Origin of the sequence: uncultured Bacteroides sp. (assembly GCF_947632445.1) — a bacterium.
GTDB lineage: Bacteria > Bacteroidota > Bacteroidia > Bacteroidales > Bacteroidaceae > Bacteroides.
Map to the genome: position 1 here is coordinate 1 of NZ_CANRPM010000050.1, position 21,813 is coordinate 21,813.

General features: G+C 48.8%; 23 protein-coding genes. 14 read left to right on the top strand and 9 right to left on the bottom strand.

Annotated elements, in window-relative coordinates; translation table 11 throughout:
* Window positions 1-450 precede the first annotated feature (450 nt).
* On the top strand, window positions 451-1,341 hold the full coding sequence (locus Q0Z70_RS10000) for a YitT family protein (RefSeq protein WP_298074136.1): 891 nt from the start codon (window positions 451-453) through the stop codon (window positions 1,339-1,341).
* Here Q0Z70_RS10000 and Q0Z70_RS10005 read toward each other — a convergent pair.
* From Q0Z70_RS10005 to truA, 4 genes are all read right to left on the bottom strand, one after another.
* Complete coding sequence (locus tag Q0Z70_RS10005; RefSeq protein WP_298074138.1) at window positions 1,328-1,975, bottom strand: DUF3256 family protein; 648 nt, start codon at window positions 1,973-1,975, stop codon at window positions 1,328-1,330. The two genes, Q0Z70_RS10000 and Q0Z70_RS10005, sit on opposite strands and share 14 nt — an antisense overlap.
* Before the next feature lie 4 nt (window positions 1,976-1,979).
* The gene (locus Q0Z70_RS10010; RefSeq protein WP_298074140.1) at window positions 1,980-2,474 is read right to left on the bottom strand and encodes a GAF domain-containing protein; all 495 of its coding nucleotides are present in this window, start codon (window positions 2,472-2,474) and stop codon (window positions 1,980-1,982) included.
* A gap of 94 nt (window positions 2,475-2,568) precedes the next feature.
* A complete protein-coding gene (locus Q0Z70_RS10015; protein ID WP_298074142.1) occupies window positions 2,569-3,468 on the bottom strand; it encodes a DMT family transporter in 900 nt (299 codons plus the stop codon).
* A 33-nt stretch (window positions 3,469-3,501) separates the two neighbouring features.
* Window positions 3,502-4,251 carry a tRNA pseudouridine(38-40) synthase TruA gene (gene truA, locus Q0Z70_RS10020; protein ID WP_298074143.1) on the bottom strand — a complete coding sequence of 250 codons (750 nt, stop codon included), beginning with the start codon at window positions 4,249-4,251 and terminating at the stop codon, window positions 3,502-3,504.
* Between the two features lie 94 nt (window positions 4,252-4,345).
* On the opposite strand from truA, the gene Q0Z70_RS10025 reads away from it, so the two are divergent.
* Window positions 4,346-5,038, top strand: a complete 693-nt coding sequence (locus tag Q0Z70_RS10025; RefSeq protein WP_298074145.1) for a DUF5715 family protein — start codon at window positions 4,346-4,348, stop codon at window positions 5,036-5,038.
* Window positions 5,039-5,435: 397 nt separating this feature from the next.
* On the opposite strand, the gene Q0Z70_RS10030 is transcribed toward Q0Z70_RS10025, so the two are convergent.
* Window positions 5,436-6,959, bottom strand: coding sequence for an NAD(P)H-hydrate dehydratase (locus Q0Z70_RS10030; protein ID WP_298074147.1), 1,524 nt, complete (start codon window positions 6,957-6,959; stop codon window positions 5,436-5,438).
* 148 nt (window positions 6,960-7,107) lie between these two features.
* Between Q0Z70_RS10030 and hpt the strand changes: the two genes are divergently transcribed.
* From hpt to Q0Z70_RS10045, 3 genes are all read left to right on the top strand, one after another.
* A complete protein-coding gene (hpt, locus tag Q0Z70_RS10035; RefSeq protein WP_298074149.1) occupies window positions 7,108-7,650 on the top strand; it encodes a hypoxanthine phosphoribosyltransferase in 543 nt (180 codons plus the stop codon).
* A 75-nt stretch (window positions 7,651-7,725) separates the two neighbouring features.
* Window positions 7,726-8,298 carry an adenylate kinase gene (locus Q0Z70_RS10040; protein WP_298074151.1) on the top strand — a complete coding sequence of 191 codons (573 nt, stop codon included), beginning with the start codon at window positions 7,726-7,728 and terminating at the stop codon, window positions 8,296-8,298.
* A gap of 45 nt (window positions 8,299-8,343) precedes the next feature.
* Window positions 8,344-9,438 (top strand): DUF5700 domain-containing putative Zn-dependent protease, encoded by a 1,095-nt coding sequence (locus Q0Z70_RS10045; RefSeq protein WP_298074152.1) that lies wholly within the window; start codon window positions 8,344-8,346, stop codon window positions 9,436-9,438.
* A gap of 24 nt (window positions 9,439-9,462) precedes the next feature.
* Here Q0Z70_RS10045 and Q0Z70_RS10050 read toward each other — a convergent pair whose 3' ends face one another.
* Entirely contained in the window at window positions 9,463-10,269 is an 807-nt protein-coding gene (locus Q0Z70_RS10050; RefSeq protein ID WP_298074154.1) for a hypothetical protein, read from the bottom strand.
* Window positions 10,270-10,552: 283 nt separating this feature from the next.
* Here Q0Z70_RS10050 and obgE point away from each other — a divergent pair, with 283 nt between their 5' ends.
* The 7 genes from obgE (at window position 10,553) to Q0Z70_RS10085 (ending at window position 16,857) form a co-directional block, all read left to right on the top strand.
* Window positions 10,553-11,734 carry a GTPase ObgE gene (gene obgE / locus Q0Z70_RS10055; protein WP_298074158.1) on the top strand — a complete coding sequence of 394 codons (1,182 nt, stop codon included), beginning with the start codon at window positions 10,553-10,555 and terminating at the stop codon, window positions 11,732-11,734.
* Window positions 11,731-12,018 (top strand): laccase domain-containing protein, encoded by a 288-nt coding sequence (locus Q0Z70_RS10060; RefSeq protein ID WP_298074159.1) that lies wholly within the window; start codon window positions 11,731-11,733, stop codon window positions 12,016-12,018. Before obgE ends, Q0Z70_RS10060 begins: the two co-directional genes overlap by 4 nt.
* Window positions 12,019-12,118: 100 nt before the next feature.
* Window positions 12,119-13,075, top strand: coding sequence for a site-specific DNA-methyltransferase (locus tag Q0Z70_RS10065; protein WP_298074161.1), 957 nt, complete (start codon window positions 12,119-12,121; stop codon window positions 13,073-13,075).
* The gene (locus Q0Z70_RS10070) at window positions 13,072-13,962 is read left to right on the top strand and encodes a hypothetical protein (protein WP_298074163.1); all 891 of its coding nucleotides are present in this window, start codon (window positions 13,072-13,074) and stop codon (window positions 13,960-13,962) included. The genes Q0Z70_RS10065 and Q0Z70_RS10070 overlap by 4 nt, the downstream gene beginning before the upstream one ends.
* A 22-nt stretch (window positions 13,963-13,984) precedes the next feature.
* On the top strand, window positions 13,985-14,653 hold the full coding sequence (locus Q0Z70_RS10075) for a phenylalanine--tRNA ligase beta subunit-related protein (protein WP_298074178.1): 669 nt from the start codon (window positions 13,985-13,987) through the stop codon (window positions 14,651-14,653).
* 243 nt (window positions 14,654-14,896) lie between these two features.
* Window positions 14,897-15,904 carry a PhoH family protein gene (locus Q0Z70_RS10080; RefSeq protein ID WP_298074165.1) on the top strand — a complete coding sequence of 336 codons (1,008 nt, stop codon included), beginning with the start codon at window positions 14,897-14,899 and terminating at the stop codon, window positions 15,902-15,904.
* 5 nt (window positions 15,905-15,909) lie between these two features.
* Window positions 15,910-16,857 (top strand): phosphoribosylaminoimidazolesuccinocarboxamide synthase, encoded by a 948-nt coding sequence (locus Q0Z70_RS10085; RefSeq protein ID WP_298074167.1) that lies wholly within the window; start codon window positions 15,910-15,912, stop codon window positions 16,855-16,857.
* Window positions 16,858-17,123: 266 nt separating this feature from the next.
* Here the strand turns inward: Q0Z70_RS10085 and Q0Z70_RS10090 are convergent, their stop codons facing one another.
* From Q0Z70_RS10090 to Q0Z70_RS10100, 3 genes are read right to left on the bottom strand one after another with little or no spacing between them, the layout of a single operon-like run.
* Window positions 17,124-18,008 (bottom strand): carbon-nitrogen hydrolase, encoded by an 885-nt coding sequence (locus Q0Z70_RS10090; RefSeq protein WP_298074168.1) that lies wholly within the window; start codon window positions 18,006-18,008, stop codon window positions 17,124-17,126.
* 25 nt (window positions 18,009-18,033) lie between these two features.
* Window positions 18,034-19,068, bottom strand: coding sequence for an agmatine deiminase family protein (locus Q0Z70_RS10095; RefSeq protein WP_298074170.1), 1,035 nt, complete (start codon window positions 19,066-19,068; stop codon window positions 18,034-18,036).
* Window positions 19,068-19,607, bottom strand: a complete 540-nt coding sequence (locus tag Q0Z70_RS10100; protein WP_298074171.1) for a DUF2148 domain-containing protein — start codon at window positions 19,605-19,607, stop codon at window positions 19,068-19,070. The genes Q0Z70_RS10095 and Q0Z70_RS10100 overlap by 1 nt, the downstream gene beginning before the upstream one ends.
* A 196-nt stretch (window positions 19,608-19,803) precedes the next feature.
* On the opposite strand from Q0Z70_RS10100, the gene Q0Z70_RS10105 reads away from it, so the two are divergent.
* The gene (locus tag Q0Z70_RS10105; protein ID WP_298074174.1) at window positions 19,804-20,898 is read left to right on the top strand and encodes a Nif3-like dinuclear metal center hexameric protein; all 1,095 of its coding nucleotides are present in this window, start codon (window positions 19,804-19,806) and stop codon (window positions 20,896-20,898) included.
* Between the two features lie 5 nt (window positions 20,899-20,903).
* Window positions 20,904-21,734 (top strand): C4-type zinc ribbon domain-containing protein, encoded by an 831-nt coding sequence (locus tag Q0Z70_RS10110; RefSeq protein WP_298074176.1) that lies wholly within the window; start codon window positions 20,904-20,906, stop codon window positions 21,732-21,734.
* Window positions 21,735-21,813: the final 79 nt, after the last annotated feature.

Below are 21,813 nucleotides of genomic sequence, written 5' to 3' on the forward strand. Positions count from 1 at the left end.
CCTCCGTCTTAACGGAAAGCGGGTGCAAAGGTAGAAACTCTGAAACATATCATCCAAATTTTTAGAGAACTTTTTTTCTAAATGCACTAAAATAATTCATCTAAACACAACACGAACGGAACAGGAAAGATGAAAGAATGCAAAAGTGCACCTTATTTATATTACACGCGCGCGAGAAAGGTACAATACAACTACTTGCCGGCGGGCAGATGAAAAAGGGAAAACAACGGCCTATGAAGGAGGAAGCGACGATTTCAAAAGGAGAAAACGGGGCTTTTTATCTAATCGGGGAATAAACCCTTCTGATAGAATTAAAAAAGTCAAGATGTCAATAGATTGCGCTTCCCATAACAACCGGATGAAAAATGCAGTCTTTTTTTGTTTCTAAACAAAAGAAGACTTAATTTTGCGCCCGTTTCTTAAAACCTTATACTAAATTTGAAAAAGAAGATGAACGCAAAAATCAAGTTTCCATCCAAACAAGTGGCTATCCACGAAGCCAAAGACTACATTATGATAACTGTAGGAATGATTTTATACGGCATCGGATGGACCGTTTTCTTGCTGCCCAATGACATTACAACCGGTGGTGTACCTGGTATTGCCTCAATTGTCTATTTCGCAACCGGACTTCCTGTACAATATATCTACTTTCCCATTAACTTTACCTTACTGCTATTGGCCATCCGTATTTTAGGATGGAAATTCAGCATAAAAACCGTCTTTGCCGTATTTACGTTGACCTTCTTTCTGCCACTGATTCAACGGATGACACAAGGTCTCACACTGCTTCATGACCAGCCGTTCATGGCCTGCGTCATTGGCGCTTCTTTCTGTGGAATCGGTATCGGAATAACTTTCTCGTCGAACGGAAGCACAGGCGGCACGGATATTATCGCGGCTATCATCCATAAATACAGAGAAATCACCCTGGGAAAAGTGATACTGATTTGCGACCTAATCATCATCACATCAAGCTATTTCGTACTGAAAGATTGGGAAAAAGTTGTATATGGATACGTAACACTCTACATTTGCAGTTTCGTTCTCGACCAGGTAGTGAACAGCTTCCGCCAATCGGTACAATTCATCATCATCAGCGACAAATACGAAGAAATAGGCAAGCGCATCAACCTCTATCCCCACCGCGGCGTGACGATAATCAACGCTTCAGGATTCTATACAGGAAAGGAAATCAAGATGTTGTTCATCCTGGCTAAGAAGCGCGAGTCGGGCATCATCTTCCATCTGATCAAGGAGATTGACCCGAACGCATTCGTATCGCAAAGTGCTGTCATCGGCGTGTACGGCAAAGGATTTGACCACATCAAAGGGAAGTGACGGGTACGAAACGACCTTCCTTCCACACATATTTCAGCACGGGGCGAATGAAAGGTTTCAATACTTCATTCGCCTCGCTGTCCATATAGCGGGGAGTCGTGAAGGAGAACGTAAGCGTATCGCTTTGGGAAGAAAGATCGGCCATAATCAATGTCATATCGGCTTGGCTCATAGCCTGCCGCACGCCGTTGTCGTCCAAGGAGTCGGGGACAGAAAGAAAGTCATCCGACACAGGCATCTGGAGGAAAGAAGATGCGGAAAGTTCCTGCCAGTCCGTAGTATAAAAGCGGACATCGCTGTCGGGCACCGGGCCGTTGACAGTAGAGACCGTGCACACAATCCGCGTCGAGTCGTTCACATCCAACATCTTCATCTGCCAAAAGCTGCGGCTCGTCATCTGCATGCGGATATAGTCGTGAGCAAGCTCGGTCATTTCGGACTTCTGTCCCAAGCGATTGGTTACTTCCGCTTTCATCCGGCTTTCGAGGAAGTCGATGCAATCGGCTTTGTTGATAGCTGTCAGCAGAGGTGTCAGGCTGTCGGGCATTGCCTTGAAGCAATCTTTGGCTGTCTGGCCGAACAAGGGAGCCATGCCCAGAAGGGCTACAGAGATAAAGGTAGACAGTTTCTTCATTCTTTTATTCTTTTTTGTCTGTACTGCGACGGAGCAGGCGTCCCATGTCCTCCAGGAAACGGGCATCTACCTCGTCGAACGCATTGAGTTCATTGCTATCTACGTCGAGCACGCCCCACACTTTGCCCGCATCGTCGGTCAAAGGGACAACGATCTCCGAACGAGAGAGGGAGCTACAGGCGATATGTCCGGGGAAGGCGTCGACATCGGGCACCACCAGCGTGCGAGCTTCCTGCCACGCCGTACCACAGACACCGCGTCCTTTGTGAATGCGCGTGCAGGCTACAGGTCCCTGAAAAGGCCCCAGCACAAGTTCGTCGCCCGACACGCGATAGAAACCCACCCAAAAGAAACCGAACGTTTCCTTCAAAGCTGCCGCCACGTTGGCCAGATTAGCCACTTCGTCGGTTTCGCTGTGCAGAAGGCTTTCCACTTGAGGGAATAGAGCTACGTAGCGCTCCGCCTTCGTTCCGCCACTGACATATAAATCTTCTGCCATATCATTCATCGAATTTTGATTGCAGATGCAAAGATGGGAATTAACGCCGAAAGATACAAGACTGCCCCGCGTTAAAATCTACTTATATCGCCCGTCAGCGGCTTCCCAAGTAGAGGAAGAACATTCCGACGAGCACCAAAATGAGATCGACCGCCTTGCTTTTCAGGTTCTTTTCGTGGAAGAAGAGAGCGCCGAAGAGGAAGGAAACAACCACGCTGCCCCGTCGCACCATCGAAACGATGGAGATCATGGAACCTTCGAAACTGAGAGCGTAGAAATAGGAGAAATCGGCCGCGCTAAGAAACAGAGAGATGCCCACTATAGTCCACTCCCAGCGGAAGGGCGTGCTCGTCTTGCGAAGGGGATACCACAGAAGCAAAATGACGGGGCACATAATGAAAACCTGGTAGACATTATACCACGACTGCACGAGCATAGGAGAAAGCCGAGTCATCAGATACTTGTCGTACAGTCCGCTTACTGCGCCTGTCACCGCTGCAAGGACGATGAACAAAATCCATCTGTCGCGCCGGAAGTCGATGCCCTCCTTCTTTCCCGAACGGCTCAGCATAAAGAACGAGAGCACGGCAAGCAATACGCCGAGCCACTGATAGAGGTTCAGCCGCTCGCCAAAAACCAGAAGCGCCCCAATCAGCACCATGACGGGCCTCGTAGCATTGATCGGGCCGACAATCGTCAGCGGAAGATGCTTCATGCCGAAGTAGCCGAAGACCCACGACGACAAGACAATGAACGACTTCAGCAGGATATATTTATGCGCCTCCCAACCTGCCACGGGCATGTCGAATACGGTTCCATGCAGCAAGTCGGGTGCGCGGAAGGACAAAATGATAAAGGGAAGGAACACGAGACTTGAGAACAATGTGTTCAGGAAAAGAACCGGCAGCACGGCATTATCGCGCAAAGACTCTTTCTTGAAAGCGTCGTAAAATCCTAACAGCGCGGCCGACAGAAATGCAAGGAGTAACCACATGGAGCTTACAAAATATGAAATCGCATGAAAGAACTACAGGAACAACTCATCGGGATAAGTAATATCCACCAGAAAGAGTGCATTGGCCGGCATCGACGTGCCTGCGCGGCCGCGATTTTTCTCCTCGATAACGCGGCGGAAGCCGTCGACATCCATCTTTCCGTACCCCACTTCGAGCAACGTGCCCACCACAGCCCGCACCATGTTGCGCAGAAAGCGGTCGGCCCGGATGGTAAAGACCCACGTCGCGTCGTCTGTCTGCGACCATTCGGCGAGCATGACGCGGCAGTTGTTTGTCTTCACGTCGGTGTGCAGCTTACTGAAACTTGTGAAGTCGGTATAGTCGAAAAGCGTGCGCGCGGCTTCGTTCATGCGGCCGAAGTCCGGAAGCCGGAAGAGGCGGCATCGGAAGCGGCGGTCGAAAGGCCGTTTGACGGTCGTGACGAAATATTTGTACGTGCGCGACGTCGCGTCGAAGCGGGCATGCGCGTCGGGCTTGACTGCTCTCAGACGACGGACCGAGATGTCGGGCGGCAGAAGCCGGTTTAACTTATCAGTCAAAAAGGCTCCGTCCAATGGGCCGTCTGCATCGAAATGGGCCACCATGAGAGAAGCATGCACGCCCGCATCTGTCCGACCGGCCCCCGTCACACCGACCTCGCGACGCAGCAGTGTGGACAATGCCTTTTCGAGACATGCCTGCACGCTCACGCCATTGGGCTGAATCTGCCAGCCGTGATAGGACGTGCCGTCATAAGTCAAATCTATGAAATATCGTTGCATCAGATGTAGTTTTGAGACACAAAGATACGGATTATTTCTTATCTTTGCACGAAGTTTAGCGAAAACAATGAAACAAAACAGACAAATACGAGCGATGAAAACGAAACCCGTCCGACACACCATGCGCCTCCTCCCCCGCTTGCTGCTTGCGGCAGCGCTTATCTCCGCCTTCGCAGGATGCAGACAGAAAGACCGGTCGATGAAGATGAACGAGCCTCGGAACATTCACGGCGTGGCCAATTTCAGCCGAACTTTCGGCGACCTGAATCGGAAACAGCTCGACGCTGCCCGCGCCATCGGTATTCGTCCCGTCGCCTCGCGCGAGGAAGCCGAAGGCATGAAGGGCCGTCTGACCCGCATCCAATCCAATGAAAACTACGCCGTCGACACACTCACCCACTCCATTCCCTACCTCGTGCCCAAAGCGGCGGCCCTTCTGAATACCGTCGGGCAGAATTTCCTCGATTCGCTTGCCTCCAAAGGACTGAATCCGAATCGTATCATCGTCACTTCCGTCCTCCGCACCGGAAAAGATGTGAAGCGCCTGCGGCGACGCAATGCCAATGCGTCCGAACACTCCACCCATGCCTACGGAACGACCTTCGATGTCAGCTGGAAGCGTTTCCAAAAGGTGGAAGACAAAGACGGACGTCCGCTGCAAGATGTCGGAGCCGACACGCTGAAGCTCGTGCTTGCCGAGGTACTTCGCGACCTGCGCCAAGCCGACCGCTGCTATGTGAAATATGAAATCAAGCAAGCCTGCTTTCACATCACCGCGCGAAAATGACCTTCGCCTCCGGCGAAAGACTTTCCAATTATTTCGGTAAGCCGTCGGACATTCCGACGGACCGTCCAATCATTCGGAGAGACCTTCGGACTTTCCGACAGACCGCGCAATCGTTCGGAGAGAGTTTCGGATGTTCCGACGAACCGCGCAAATGTTTGGAGAAACTTTCGGACATTCCGACAAACCGCGCAAATGCTCGGAGAGAGTTTCGGACATTCCGACAGACCGCTCAATCGCTCGGAGAGAGTTTCGGACGTTCCGACGGACTGCGCAAATGTTTGGAGAGACTTTCGGATATTCCGACGAACCGCCCGAATGCTCGGAGAACCCGTCGGAATGTCCGACGGGTTCTCCCTCTGTTCTGAAAAAACGTCGGACGCTCCGACGGAACCGAAAATCATTTGTTCTTTTCTTCCAACAGCTTCCATGCCAAGGGCAAACAGTCGGTTATATCTCCTGCCGTCATTCCCGTTCTCCCCAACCGTTGGGCGGCAAGGTCGCCTGCAAGTCCGTGTATGTAGACGCCCAGTCGGGCAGCTGTTCCGGCGTCGTAGCCTTGCGCCAGCAGTGCGAGAAGTACGCCGGTCAGTACGTCGCCGCTACCCGCCGTTGCCATGCCCGGATTTCCCGTCCGATTGAACCAGCAATGACCGTCGGGCGACACCACCGCCGTATAAGCTCCCTTCAAGACGATGTGCACGGCGGCCTTCTGCGCCAAATCTCTCGCCATCATCAGTCGCTCGTAAGAATTCCGGCATTTTCCTGCCAGCCGCTCCAATTCCTTCGGATGGGGCGTCAGGATGCTTCCCTCCGGCAGATTTTTCAAAGCAGAACGGTCGTCGCCAAGAGCGTTCAGCGCGTCGGCGTCGATGACCATCGGCGTCCGGCAAGTGCGGATCTGCTCCAGCACAGCTCCCGCCGTCTGCGGAGTTCTCCCCAAGCCGGGGCCGATACCTACAGCCTGATAGTCGTCCGTGTCGGTCGGCTCGGAGAAACAGGTCTCGCTGTAGTCCAGTTCGGTCATGGCCTCCGGCACAGACGCCTGCACCATGAAATTATTGCAGAACGGCACGTGCACTGTCAACCGTCCGACGCCCGAACACAGACAGCCCCTGGCGGATAGAATGGAGGCGCCCGCCATTCCCTGCGAGCCGGCGATGAGAAGTGCGTGTCCGAAGTTTCCTTTGTGGGCGAAGCGTTTGCGGGGACGGAACAGGGAGGTCACTTCGTCGTCGTCCGCCAGCTCGAAGTCGGAGTCCGTCGCATCTATGCCCTCCTTGCTCAGGCCGATGTCCAACAGGCTCCACTCACCCACGTAGGCCTCGTTCTCGGCAAAAAGGAAGGCGAGCTTAGGCAGCTGGAGGCTGAGGGTCAGGTCGGCGCGGACGATGTTCCCCGCCATGTTATAGGTATTGTCTTCGCCCATCAAGCCGGAAGGCACGTCGATTGCGACAATGCGGGCGGGCGAGGCGTTGATGTATTTCACCACAGCGGCAAAGCCTCCGCTCAACGGTTTGTTCAGCCCGCTTCCGAAGAGGCCGTCAACCACCACGTGGTCTGTCGTCAGCACGGGCGGGACAAACTGGGTGATGATTTCGTGGAAAACAACGCCCTTTGTCGCACGAAGTCGCTCGCGGTTCTTGGCACAATCGTCAGAGAGACGTCCCTGCGGATTGAACAGGAAAACCTCCGGGCGGTAGCCCTTTCCGGCCATCAGGCGTGCCACAGCCAGCGCGTCTCCTCCGTTATTGCCGGGACCGGCGAATATGACAACAGGTGTATCGGCGTCGGGCCATCGCCCTGTGATGGCGTCGGCCAGCGCTCGTGCGGCCCGTTCCATTAAGTCGATGGAGGCAATGGGCTCGTGTTCGATGGTGTAGGCATCCAGTTGGCGGATGCCCGAAGTCGGGAATATCTTCATAATGCCTTGTTTACAGTTTCCCACAAAAGTAGATATTCCGCGCCGATTATGCAAGAAGCAGCCGGGAAAGAAAGATTTTAGCGGAGATCGTGTACGGAGTGGAATAAAATCACTACATTTGTGCCGACTATTAAAACGCCTTCTCATCATGGATTGCATACAGATCAAAGACAAGAAATTCACCGTCTCCATCAAGGAAGAAGACATCCTGAAAGAAGTGAGCCGCGTAGCCGAAGCCATCAACCGCGACCTGGCAGGCAAAAACCCTCTCTTCCTGAGCGTGCTGAACGGTTCATTCATGTTCACCTCCGACCTGATGAAACGCATCACCATCCCCTGCGAAATCTCGTTCGTCAAACTGGCCTCTTACCAGGGCGTGTCGTCTACCGGCACCGTCAAGGAAGTCATCGGCATCAACGAAGACCTGAGAGGGCGCACCATAGTCATTGTGGAAGACATCGTGGACACAGGCCACACCATGCAACGCCTGCTCGACACGCTGGGCACCCGAGGGCCGAAGGAAATACACATCGCCACCCTGCTCGTCAAGCCCGAAAAGCTGACAGTAGAGCTCGACATCGAGTATGCCGCCATGCACATCCCCAACGACTTCATCGTGGGATACGGACTGGACTACGACGGCTTCGGACGAAACTATAAGGACATTTATACGGTAGTGAATGAAGACTGACAACCGTTCTCCATTCCCAATCTTTCATTTTTCATTCTTAATTTTTTTATTCTTAATCCTTTATTCTTGATTAATATGCTGAACATTGTAATTTTCGGTGCCCCCGGTTCAGGAAAGGGCACACAAAGCGAGAGAATTGTAGCAAAGTATGGCATCAACCACATCTCCACAGGTGACGTGCTGCGTGCCGAAATAAAGAACGGAACGGAACTGGGCAAGACGGCCAAAGGTTACATCGACCAAGGTCAGCTCCTCCCCGACGACCTGATTATCGACATCCTGGCTTCCACGCTGGACAGCTTCGAGGATTCGAAAGGCGTCATTTTCGACGGTTTCCCCCGCACCATCGCACAGGCCGAGGCACTGAAGAAGATGCTGGCCGAGCGCGGACAGCAGGTGAGCGTGATGCTCGACCTCGACGTGCCCGAAGATGAACTGATGAGACGCCTCATCCTTCGCGGACAGCAGTCAGGCCGTGCCGACGACAACGAGGAGACCATCAAGAAACGTCTTACCGTTTATCACAGCCAGACCGCCCCGCTCATCGACTGGTACAAGCAGGAAGGCCTCTACACCCATATCAACGGACGGGGTGAACTGGATCCCATCACAGCCGACATCTGCAAGGCGATTGACGCTGTGAAGTAAGCGCTAATAGAACTTTTTTACTGAGCTTATATCTTACATTTATACATGAAACATTGTATCATCACATTCTGCCTTCTAACATCCTTCGTTTGGGACATCCAGGCACAGACCTCTCCAAGATACTCCATCGAATCGGCTGTCCGTTTCATCGAACTGGCACGGGCAGCCGAACGGGGGAAGCAGCCCTCCGAAGCCGATTGGGAAGCTTTGTTTGCAACAAAAGGCTATCAGTCATTCTTCAGTATCCGCACCGATTGGAAAGAATGGCAACAGAATATCCGCAAGGCATTCACGACAGTCTTCGACCCTGCCTGCCGGGCCATAGCCGATAGCATCGCCCTGCAGCCGATGGCAACGGACGCTCCTTTTGAAAATTACTTTATCGTAAACTTCTATCAAATCCGCCAGCGGATGGATTCGCTGGAACATTTCTTGCACCATTCTAATTTTGAACAACTCATGGAACAGGCATACAGCCGAGTGAAACAGTTCCTGCCGGCCGACGCGAAAGATTTGTCCCTAACCGACCTACCAATGTTCTATCTGGCTTTTGACCCAGAGTCGCGTGCCATGGGCGGAGCCGTGTTTTTCGACATCAACCAAGTGTATGAAGATGGCACGGAAGGGTTCATCAACACAGCCGCCCACGAACTGCACCATCACTACATGGATGCGCTCTGGAACTTGCGCTATCCGAAGGACTCGAACGATCCGGCACTGACAGCACTTGTATATAACCAAATGGAAGGTACGGCCGACCTCATCAGCAAGCCTGAAATGCCTGTCACCAAACTGGGACTATACGGACCAGAGATTGTCAAGATGTACAACGACGACTATGCCGCAACTCCTAAAGTACTGAAACAACTTGACAACCTGACATGCGACTATGCGGCTGGTAAAATTACAGCCGAGCAATTTGAAGAGGCTGCCGACTGCGCCCACTTTGGAGGACACACCACCGGCGACTACATGGTGTTTCTCATCCGTGACCAATTGGGACTGCAAACTGCCATCAACTGTTTCTGCGACATACCGGCCTTCGTCCGCCGCTACAACGAAGCAGCCGCCAAAGCCAATACTTATGTCTTTTCCGATGTATTTGTGCAATATATAGACAAGGTATGCCAAGAGTTGTGACACATCCCCTATTCGTATCCGCCGTCAATACTCCCAATATTCCTTCAACACCCATTCATCCGACGCGCCTTGAAGCAGCCTCATCAAGGCAGGCTTGTGTTCCAGACCTACGAACACTACCACCCGTCTGCCCGCGAAAGTCCCGACTGTCCGCCGTATGTTAGCGGCCATTATCTCGTTCCGTCTCCACCAATGCGCAGCCCATAGTCTGGCGAAATCCTGCCAATGGGAAAGGCTTTCCGTATGTTCCACCACGGAAAGCAGTTTGGAATAAAGAATCTGCTCGCGCAATGAAAGATAGCCCATCGTCATGCTGGAATTCATATCCCTTGCCGAAGCGAATTTCATACCGTTGTAATCCATCACCTGAAGCACTAGCTCCACATCCTCCTGCGCCCGCTTGTCCAGTCGGCTTTCCCTATAGCACGCCAGCACATCGAGCCACATGCTGTCCTGTTTCTCAAAATAGCGATGTTCGCGATACCACGCATTGCGTCCCGACACGTCGAACGGACGCAACAAGGCTCCCCGCTCCGTCTGATAGCGATGCGCCCCGATGTTTTCGTTCGTGGAAAGCAGGTCGGGAAAACGCTCCAGGTCAAAACGGAAGTCACGGTCGAAAAACGCAGAATCCAATTCCATCAGTACCACATCAGCCTCCAACCGGCAAAGAATCCGGTAAACAGTGTCGCTGTCAAAGTACGAGCGAGGGTTATGAACGGTGCCCACAATGCAAAGCTCCGTCTTCCCTTGGGCCTGCGCCATGTACAGACAGCAGCCCAACAATAAGCAAAGAAACATTCTCAGCTTCATCATTCCTCCTGATACCATTTTCCTCCTTTTTTCTGTTTCTTGTAAAATGCCATAATACTTCTGTTATCGAGTCATACAAATGTTTATTCCGTCACGTCCGAAAATTATCCGGCACGCCGGGCCGAGCCATTCTTTCTGCCAACTCCATCAAGTATCAGACTGATGGATGAATACAAAGATAGGCTTTTCTTTGCAGACACACAAGCCTGCCTGCATTGTATATCAACTGTGTGGAAAATTATTCTTATCTTTGCCGACGGAATGCTCCATTCCTCATTTATCATTCTTAATTCCAGACATTATGGCAGAATCGAACTTTGTAGATTACGTAAAGATATATTGCCGTTCGGGCAAAGGCGGACGGGGTTCCACACACATGCGCCGCGCTAAGTACGTGCCCAACGGAGGACCTGACGGTGGTGACGGCGGACGAGGCGGACACGTCATCCTGCGCGGCAACCGCAACTACTGGACATTGCTTCACCTGCGCTACAACCGCCACATCATGGCCGGACACGGCGAAAGCGGCTCGAAGAACCGCAGTTTCGGCAAGGACGGCGAGGACAAGGTGATTGAAGTGCCCTGTGGTACGGTAGTCTACAACGCCGAGACGGGTAAGTACATCTGCGATGTCACCGAGCACGGACAGGAAGTCATCCTGCTGAAGGGCGGACGCGGCGGACTGGGCAACTGGCACTTCAAGACGGCAACCCGACAGGCACCGCGCTTTGCACAGCCCGGCGAACCGATGCAGGAAATGACCGTCATCATGGAGCTGAAGCTGCTGGCCGACGTCGGACTTGTAGGTTTCCCCAATGCAGGGAAGTCGACCCTGCTCTCGGCCGTATCGTCGGCCCGTCCGAAGATAGCCAACTACCCGTTCACCACAATGGAGCCAAACTTGGGCATCGTCTCCTACCGCGAAAACAAGTCGTTCGTCATGGCCGACATCCCCGGCATTATCGAGGGGGCCAGCGAAGGTCGCGGACTGGGTCTGCGCTTCCTGCGCCACATCGAACGCAACTCGTTGCTCCTGTTCATGGTACCCGCCGACAGCGACGACATCACCAAGGAGTACAATATTCTGCTGAATGAGTTGAAAAACTTCAACCCAGAGATACTGGACAAGCAGCGTGTATTAGCCATTACCAAATGTGACATGCTCGACCAGGAACTGATGGACGAAATAGATCCTGCCTTGCCTAAAGACGTGCCTCATGTATTCATTTCCTCCATCTCGGGTCTCGGCATCAACGTGCTGAAAGACCTCCTGTGGAAAGAATTGAACAAAGAAAGCAACAAGATTGAGGGCAAGATAGAAAGCATCGCCCACCGTCCCAAGGACATGAGCCACCTGCAGGAAGAACTGGCCGACGAAGGCGAAAACGAAGACCTCAGCATCGAATACGTGGCCGAGGACAACGTGGAAGATCTCGAAGACTTTGAATACGAGGAGGAGGACTGGGAGGACAACAAGCAATGAACCGCTTCAGCTCCGATAAACGAATGTTGGAGTATGCGCTAAACGATGCATGCCTTGACATTTTTGCTTTCAGCACCACTCGCCACGACGGCATCAGTACAGGCGCATACATCTCACTAAACTGCACGCCTTACACAGACGTCAAGAACGTCTTCCACAATCAGAAACGGGTTGCACAACGTCTGCAAGAACTCACCATTCCTTGGCTGACACATGACACGACGTCCTTCGTTATCGACTCCGACTATCTGCAAACTAACTCAAGCATTGTCGAATTGGAATAAAGTCCGGAAAGATTCTGTCTGAAATCATAAAGTACATATAATTATCCTATGCTTTTTTAATCTCAGTTATTCTTTATATATTTGCACAAACTCGTCTAATATGCCTATAAAAAAGAATAAAAAAATATTCACAGATCTTTTTAAGGATTACAAGTCAACAATAAAAGGTCAATTATATCCTGATATAAAATCAGGTTTATATTATAATTCACCAGAAGGGCAATTATATCTACAAGACTGCAATGTTTTTTTAAAAACACTCCCAGACGAATCTATCAATATGATATTTGCGGATCCACCGTATAATATTGGGAAAAGTAAAATCTGGGATGTATGGAATAACATGGATGATTATATCCAATGGTCAGAAGAATGGATAAAAGAAGCAGCCAGAATACTCAGAAAAGATGGGACTATGTATATTTGCGGATTTTCTGAAATAATAGCTCTATGTCAAGCGACAGCTTTAAAATATTTTCATTCATGTAAATGGACTATATGGGCTTATAGGAATAAAGCTAATTTGTCAAATGACTGGGGAAGAAGTCATGAAGCCATTTTATGTTTTCGCAAAAGTAAAAAGTTTATTTTCAACACAGATAATGTAAGAATCCCTTATAACTCGCACACCATGAGGTACCCCATAAGGGAGCAAGGAGAAAGTAGTCAATATGGGAAAGGTAAAGAATACACAAAGCAATGGCAACCTAATTCCAAAGGGGCCAAACCACGTGACGTCATAGAACTGCCAACAACTTGCAATGGAATGAATGAAAAGACACCACACCCTACACAAAAGCCCGAAGAGCTCGTAAGAAAATATATTTTGGCCTCTTCCAATGAAAATGATATAATTTTAGATCCATTTTGTGGATCTGGAACTACAGCGGTGTGCTGCAAGGAATTGAATAGAAGATTCCTTTCTTGTGATATAAATAAAGAATATCTAAATTGGGCAGTTAACCGTATAGAAAGAGTTAAACCCAAATCTATTGAAATGTGGATAGCTGAAGATTTGGAAAATGCAAAACGAAGAGAAGAAATAAGAATCTTATGAAAACAATTAACAACATCTGTTCAATAGCAAAAGAAAAAGAGAATTTCAATTCTTTAGATAGTTATATCGATTTTTGTAGACTCTATTCAGAATTTATTGCTGATAGTAAAAACTATGAAGCAAGAATAACATCACAGAATGAACATAATTACAAATTCTACCAATATAAAGAAGAAGGATTTTATAACATCACACGCCCTATCAATTCCAACCTTTTTTTATCCGTTGAAAACATAGAAAAAGCATTGTGCTTTTTCAAATATATATTAAAAGAAAAAGAAGTTCTGAAGAATCTCAACCAAGATGAAAGATTCTTGTTAAATGCAACAATTTATACAATACAACAATCTATAGGCTGTGCACTCGACGCTCTTCCTGCATCCGAAAATAATACCGCAAAAAAAATTAATGGTGACCTGTTCGAACGTCTGATGTTATTAATCTTTAAGGAATTAAAATTTCAGGTAGATAGCTGTGTTGAGAAAATCTCCTTTGACGGTTTTAAAATGACTTATCAACATGATCTAAAATTTACAATAGAAGGAAAAACAAAAGCAATAGGTTCTGTCAAGACTTCTAGTAAAGATCGAATAGATAAGGTTTTTACAGACAAATTGTTTTATAACAAATTAAAGAATGTAGATATACCCCATTTTGCGATATTCCTTAATGACGTACAACGTAAAGGAAAAGAACCACATTATGGCATCAGCCAAACCTTTTTACGAGGCCACTTTAAAGCCTACACATTAGTTATGAACCCATTAGATGGAGTTTACTATTGCGATCTCCGTCCTATTATGCAAACAGACCCCAAACTTAGAAAAGAAATAAAACGCTTGGATCACTTAATATGCAAAGACATTTGGACTATCGTTCAGAAATAACATGCACAAAGAAACTAATTTTATGTACACATTCACTCTATCCGAGAAACTGAAATCGCACTGCCCCGAATACCACGGAGCAGCCGTCTATGCCGAAGTGACCAACACATCCTATAACGAAGGCCTTTGGCAGAAAATAAACATCTTTACCGAAGAGCTGCGTGTCGCCGACACCACCGAAGGCATCAAGCAGCAGCCCTCCATCGCCGCCACCCGCGAAGCCTACAAACGATGCGGCAAAGACCCCAGCCGTTACCGTCCCTCCGCCGAGGCTCTGCGCCGACGCCTACTCCGCGGATTGGATCTGTATCAGATTGACACATTGGTGGACCTCATCAACCTCGTCTCCCTGCGCACGGGCTACAGTATCGGCGGCTTCGATGCTGACAAGATACAGGGCACTAATCTCTGCCTGGACATAGGACATGCCGAAGAGCCGTTTGAAGGCATCGGTCGCGGCACGCTCAACATCGAAGGCTTGCCCGTCTTCCGCGACGCTGTGGGTGGTATCGGTACTCCAACCAGCGACAACGAGCGCACCAAGATGGACAGCGACACCCGCCACATTTTGGCCATCATTAATGGCTACGACGGCGACACGACCCGCCTGCAACAGGCTGCTGAAATGATACAGGAACTTTTAAGAAAATATGCCTTATCTGACGGAGGAAGCATTTATTATTTCGAATGAAAACACCGTTATTCATCCCCATTATCTATCTGCTGACCCTACAAGTACATGCCCGGCAGAAGGCAGTCGCCTCCTCTTCCACATGAAAAAAGAAAGCTTACGACCTGGATGCATCCGTTGTACAAAAATGCAAACGGCATCGTAGTCAAACCCATCTTGAAAAATAACAGCACGAAGTGACACGGTTTTCCAAACGTTTCACTACCTTTGCAAGGCATTTCAACGAACATATAGACCATATCAATGATAGAAAAACTGATTGTCCTCGAAGATATCGACCCAGTCATCTTTTACGGTGTAAACAACGCCAACATGCAGCTGATAAAAGCTCTCTACCCTAAACTACGCATCGTGGCACGTGGCAATGTCATCAAGGTGCTGGGCGATGAAGAAGAAATGTGTGCCTTCGAGGAAGACATCACCAAGTTGGAAAAACACTGTGCCGAATACAACTCACTGAAAGAAGAAGCCATCATCGACATCATCAAGGGCAATGCTCCGCAGGCAGAGAAGAGCGGCAATGTTATCGTGTTCAGTGTGACGGGGAAGCCGATCATTCCCCGAAGCGAGAACCAGCAAAAGTTGGTAGAGGCCTTCCACAAGAATGACATGGTCTTTGCTATCGGTCCGGCCGGATCAGGCAAAACCTACACGGCCATCGCCTTGGCTGTACGTGCACTGAAAAACAAGGAAATCAAGAAAATCATCCTCAGCCGCCCTGCCGTGGAAGCAGGTGAGAAGCTCGGCTTCCTGCCCGGCGATATGAAAGACAAGATTGATCCGTATCTACAACCGCTCTACGACGCCCTGCAAGACATGATACCCGCTGCCAAACTGAAGGAATACATGGAGCTGAACATCATTCAGATAGCTCCGCTGGCCTTCATGCGCGGACGCACGCTGAACGATGCGGTCATCATACTTGACGAAGCACAGAATACCACTACGGCCCAAATCAAAATGTTTCTCACCCGCATGGGTATGAACACCAAGATGATTGTAACAGGCGACATGACACAAATTGACCTTCCTTCTTCCCAAACCTCCGGTCTCGTACAAGCCCTGAAGATACTGAAGGGCGTGAAAGGCATTAGCTTCATCGAGCTAAACAAGAAGGATATCGTTCGCCACAAGCTGGTAACACAGATTGTAGAAGCATACGAGAAATTTGAAAAGGAACAGAAAACAGAACTCGAACGCCGGAAAGAAGAACAGAAAAACCATCCGACTAACACCAATCAAAATATATAACAGTTATGAAACAAGCGTTAACTAAAACTGACTATCATTTTCCCGGACAAAAGAGTGTTTATCACGGAAAAGTACGCGACGTGTATAACATCAAGGACGAAAAACTCGTTATGGTAGCCACCGACCGTATCTCGGCCTTCGACGTCGTCCTGCCCAAAGGTATTCCTTTCAAAGGACAGATGCTGAACCAAATTGCAGCCAAATTCCTCAATGCCACTACCGACATTTGCCCTAACTGGAAACTATCTACCCCCGACCCTATGGTGACCGTGGGTGTAATGTGCGAAGGGTTCCCGATAGAGATGATTGTACGCGGCTACCTCTGCGGGTCGGCTTGGCGTGCCTACAAGAGCGGTGTACGCGAAATCTGCGGTGTACGTCTGCCCGAAGACATGAAGGAAAACCAGAAGTTCCCTGCCCCCATCATCACCCCGACGACCAAAGCCGAAATCGGCGAACACGACGCCGACATCTCCAAGGAAGAAATTCTGGCACGCGGTCTGGCCAGTCCCGAAGAATATGCCCTGCTGGAGAAATATACACTGGCTCTCTTCAAACGCGGTACGGAGATTGCAGCCGAGCGCGGCCTCATTCTTGTAGATACGAAATACGAATTCGGCAAACACGACGGAAAAATCTACCTAATGGACGAAATCCATACGCCCGACTCCAGCCGCTATTTCTACAGCGAAGGCTACGAAGAACGCTTCGAGAAAGGTGAACCGCAGAAACAGCTTTCCAAAGAATTTGTTCGCGAATGGCTGATGGACAATGGTTTTCAGGGAAAGAAAGGTCAGCAAGTACCTGAGATGACCGACGAAATCGTAACGTCTATCTCTGAACGTTACATTGAACTGTACGAACACATCACCGGCGAGAAATTCGTTCGCGAAACCGCTGAAGACATTGCTGCCCGTATCGAAAAGAACGTAACAGAATATTTGAGCAGATAATGCAAGATTACCGGAAGCGCACCGGCTTTTGATATTTATGGAAGGGAACGGCTAAAAAACAATTTTTAGTCGTTTCCTTTTTTTCATCAAGATATTGAACGGCACTGATGGAGGAAAGAACCAGCTTGCTTTTTATCTCTTACCGGCTATAGACTTATAGCCGGACGGCTGCGCATAAAAAGCCAGAAAGGGTCGAGAAGAAACAAGATATAAATTGCCTATAAACCAACGGAGACAATGCTTCCTAAATGATGGGCAAGGGAGCATCAATCAAGGAAACACTTTACAATATTTTCGTAAGCATCAATGCGACGATCTCGAAAAAAAGGCCACCATCGGCGTACATTTTCCGAACGTTCCATATCGACTTCAACAATCAAATTTTCTGAACGGTCGTTGCCGGCTTGAGCCATGAGTTCGCCCTGCGGGCCTGCTATGAAGCTATTCCCCCAAAAGAGAATGCCATTGGTCTGTCCCGAAGGATCGGGTTCATGGCCAACGCGGTTTACGGAAATGACAGGCAGTCCGTTGGCTACGGCATGTCCACGCTGTGAGATAATCCAAGCATCCAGCTGACGGGCTTTTTCGTCGTCTGTATCGGTGCTTTCCCATCCAATGGCAGTGGGGTAAATCAGCAGTTCGGCTCCCTTCAATGCCATGAGGCGGGCAGCTTCAGGATACCATTGGTCCCAGCAGACAAGCACGCCGAGTTTGCCGAGCGAAGTCTGTATTGGTTCGAAGCCCAAATCGCCCGGAGTAAAATAGAATTTTTCGTAATAGGCGGGGTCATCGGGAATGTGCATCTTGCGGTACTTGCCTGCAATGCTTCCGTCGCGGTCGAAGACCACGGCTGTGTTGTGATACAGCCCCGGCGCACGTTTCTCGAAGAGCGAAGTGACGAGAACAATCCGGTTGGTAGCAGCCAGCTCGGAATAGAAGCCCGTAGAAGGACCTGGGATAGGTTCGGCCAAATCGAAAAATTGTGTATTTTCTGTCTGACAGAAATAAAGCGAGTTGTGCAGCTCTTGCAATACAACCAACTGCGCACCACGATCGGCACAAGTTTCAATGCTCTTGGCCAAGTTCATCAAATTTATCCGCAGATCGGCAGTATTGGCTTGCTGGATGATGCCTGTTTTTATTTTTCTCATAAATAATCTGTATTTTGTTATTTTTTTATTGTAAGATTCCCGCAGGATATTGCATTGTGACACAGTGCAATGATCCATGTTGGCAGATAAGGGCGCGGCAGTCAATGCCAACGATTTCATATCCAGGGAAGGCTTGCCTAAGCACCTCGGCAGCACGACGGTCGTTGTCGGGCTGATTGTAGGTGGGATAGAGCACGGCTTCGTTCAGGATGAGGAAGTTGGCATAGGTGGCAGGCAGGCGTTCGCCATCTTCGAGGACAGCATCGGGCATAGGTAAGGGAAGCAGGCGATAGGGTTCGCCTCTCAACGTGCGGAACATCTTCAGTTGTTCTTCCATAAGGCGAAGGGCTTCGTAATGTTCGTCGGCAACGTCGGTACATTGCACGTATGCAACGGTGTCGTTGGGGCATAAGCGTACCAGGGTATCGACATGGCTATCTGTATCGTCGCCCGCCAGGTAACCGTGCTCCAACCACAATACTTGTCGCACATGGAAGGTATTGCGAAGGTATGTTTCTATCTCAGTTTGCGTCAGCTGCCCGTTGCGATTGGACGAGAGCAGGCATTTCGATGTGGTGAGCAAAGTACCTTTCCCGTCGCTTTCGATGGAACCTCCTTCGAGGACAAAGCCTAAGCAATTAACATATTTGCCATGCAATACACCAGCTTCCATCAATCGGCGGGTAATAAGATTATCCTTATCTGAAGCAAATTTCAATCCCCAGCCATTGAACTTGAAGTCGAGCAGAACGGGCCCGCCAGCATCGAGCATGGTAATGGCGCCATGGTCGCGTGCCCAAGTGTCGTTGGTTGCGCACTGTACGAGGCGCACGTTCTCCATATTAACCGTATCGAAAATCTGCCGTTTCACTTCTTCGGGTTCAGGAGTAACAATGAGAAGCAGTTCGCGGGCAGCTATTTCGCGGGCGATGTGGAGAAAACACGTCTGAACTTCATCGAGCATATAGGCCCAATCGGTGGCTGCATGCGGCCAAGTCAGCTGTACACCACTTTGACGTGTCCATTCAGCAGGAAGTATGGGTGTGGCGATGTCTACCATTATTTATCGGCATCTTTAGGTTTGCGATCGAAGAACGGATTTTTGGAAGAAGCGCTGACAGGAATGGCCAATACGCTTCGGCATTCGGGCAACCATTGCAGGCGTTGGACAGCCAGGCCAGCAGAAAACATCACGCGGGTATCGACACGCATGTCGGCAGCTGTAGCACAAGCTGAACCGATGGCTATGCCTACATCTATTGTATTCAAGGCACATGGAATACCTTTAGGACGTGCGGCGCAGGTGGCATATCCACAATGTCCACAGTTCAGTCCCTGAGGTTTTTCACGTGTACCTATTATAACCACGCATTCGGCTTGCAATATATTGTCGGCATCGCGCAGAAAGAATTTCATACCGGTCTCTTCTGAAATCCGCCGCATCTCAGCAGAGAGCTTCTGCAAATCTTCATCGGTTGCCATGACAACTTCGATGGCATCGATACCTTTCCCTTTAGGGGCAGTGCGTGCGGCTGTCATCATTTGTCGGGCCACACTCAATACATGTTCGTGACGGATGTCTCTTTCGTTTGCTATCATAGTTAAATGTATTTATGAATGAATCAGTGAGACAAAGATACGATAAATATTTGGCTTCATCGGACAAATGGTCTTCCGTCTGCAAAAAAACGTGCTTTTTCTGCCTGTGTCTGTCATTTTTTTGCCAAAAATATCGGATTTTATTTATCACATCCTTACTTTTTACTATCTTTGCATTCCAATTTTCTGTTTTATTATGAAAATAAAGGAGATCGTAAGTGCCCTTGAACGGTTCGCTCCTCTGCCATTGCAAGACAGATTTGATAATGCCGGTCTGCAAATAGGATTGACAGATGCGGAAGCAACAGGGGTATTATTGTGTCTTGACGTTACTGAAACAGTGTTGGACGAAGCGATTACACTTGGATACAACTTAGTGATAGCCCATCATCCACTTCTGTTCAAAGACTATAAATCAATAACGGGATGTGACTACGTGGAGCGTTGTATTTTGAAAGCTATCAAAAACGACATCGTTGTTTATGCTGCCCATACCAATTTAGATAACGCCTGGGGAGGAGTAAGTTTCAAGATGGCTGAGAAACTTGGGTTGAAAAACCTGCGTGTATTGGAACCTAAAGAAAATGCGTTGCTTAAATTGGTCACCTTTGTTCCGGTAGCGCAAGCTTCAGAAGTAAGGAATGCTTTGTTCTCCGCAGGATGTGGCTGTATTGGGAATTACGATTCGTGCAGTTACAATGTGGAGGGAAAAGGTACATTCCGTGCGCAGGAAGGAACGCACCCTTACTGTGGTATGATAGGCAAGTTGCACACAGAAACGGAAGTACGCATTGAAACAATCCTGCCAGCCTATCGAAAAGAAGAAGTGCTTCAGGCATTGCTGGCTGTACATCCGTATGAAGAGCCGGCATTTGACTTCTATCCTTTGCAGAATATTTGGCAGCAGGCAGGCGCCGGCGTAATAGGCGAACTATCACATCCAGAAGCTGAGCTTGACTTTCTAAAAAAGGTGAAGAAGACTTTTGAAGTAGAATGTTTACGCTATAATAAACCGATGGGTAGGGAAATACAAAAGGTTGCTTTATGTGGCGGTGCAGGTGCTTTCCTGATACCGCTTGCTATCCGACAAGGAGCAGACGCGTTCATTACGGGTGAAATAAAGTACCATGAATATTTCGGACATGAGAGTGACATCCTGTTGACCGAGATTGGACATTATGAAAGTGAACAATATACAAAAGAGATATTTTATACAATAATCAGGGAAATGTTCCCCAGTCTGGAAATGCAGCAGACCAAGGTGAACACCAATCCCATAAAATACATGTAACAGAAATGGCTAAAGAAGCAAAAAAAGATCAGCAGGAACTGACTGTTGAACAGAAGTTGAAAACCTTGTTCCAGTTGCAAACAAATCTTTCCAAAATTGATGAAATCAAAACTTTGAGAGGAGAACTCCCATTGGAAGTACAAGACTTAGAAGACGAAATTGCAGGTTTGAGCACTCGTATCGAAAGAATTAAGACGGAAGTAACTGAACTGAAAACATCCATCGCAACCAAGAAGGTGGAGATTGAAACAGCCAAAGCTTCTGTAGCAAAGTATAAGGAGCAGCAGGAGAATGTGCGTAATAACCGTGAGTATGACTTTTTGAGCAAAGAAATTGAGTTCCAGACTTTGGAAATCGAGTTGTGCGAAAAACGTATCCGCGAGTTTACAGAACAAGAGGCTGCGAAGTCAAAAGAGATGGAAGCCAATGTAACCCAACTGGAAGAAAGAAAACAGGATCTGGAAGTAAAGAAAAACGAACTGGATGAAATCATCTCAGAAACCAAACAAGAAGAGGAAAAGCTGAGAGACAAAGCAAAGGATCTGGAAACAAAAATCGAACCCCGTCTACTTCAGTCATTCAAACGCATTCGCAAAAATTCCCGCAATGGTTTGGGTATTGTTTACGTACAGCGTGATGCTTGTGGTGGTTGCTTCAATAAAATTCCGCCACAGAGACAGTTGGATATTCGCTCTCGCAAGAAAGTGATCGTCTGCGAATACTGCGGACGTATCATGATTGACCCTGAACTGGCAGGAGTATCTGTAGAACCTAAAGTAGATGCTACTAAAGAAAAAAACACCAGAAGGAGGAGACTTTCTTCAGAAACTGAATAAAAGTTAGTGGTCAAAAAAGGGCATAGAGAGAAAGCGAGATATCTTTGTGACAAAAAAGACGGCAAAGATGTACAGCAGC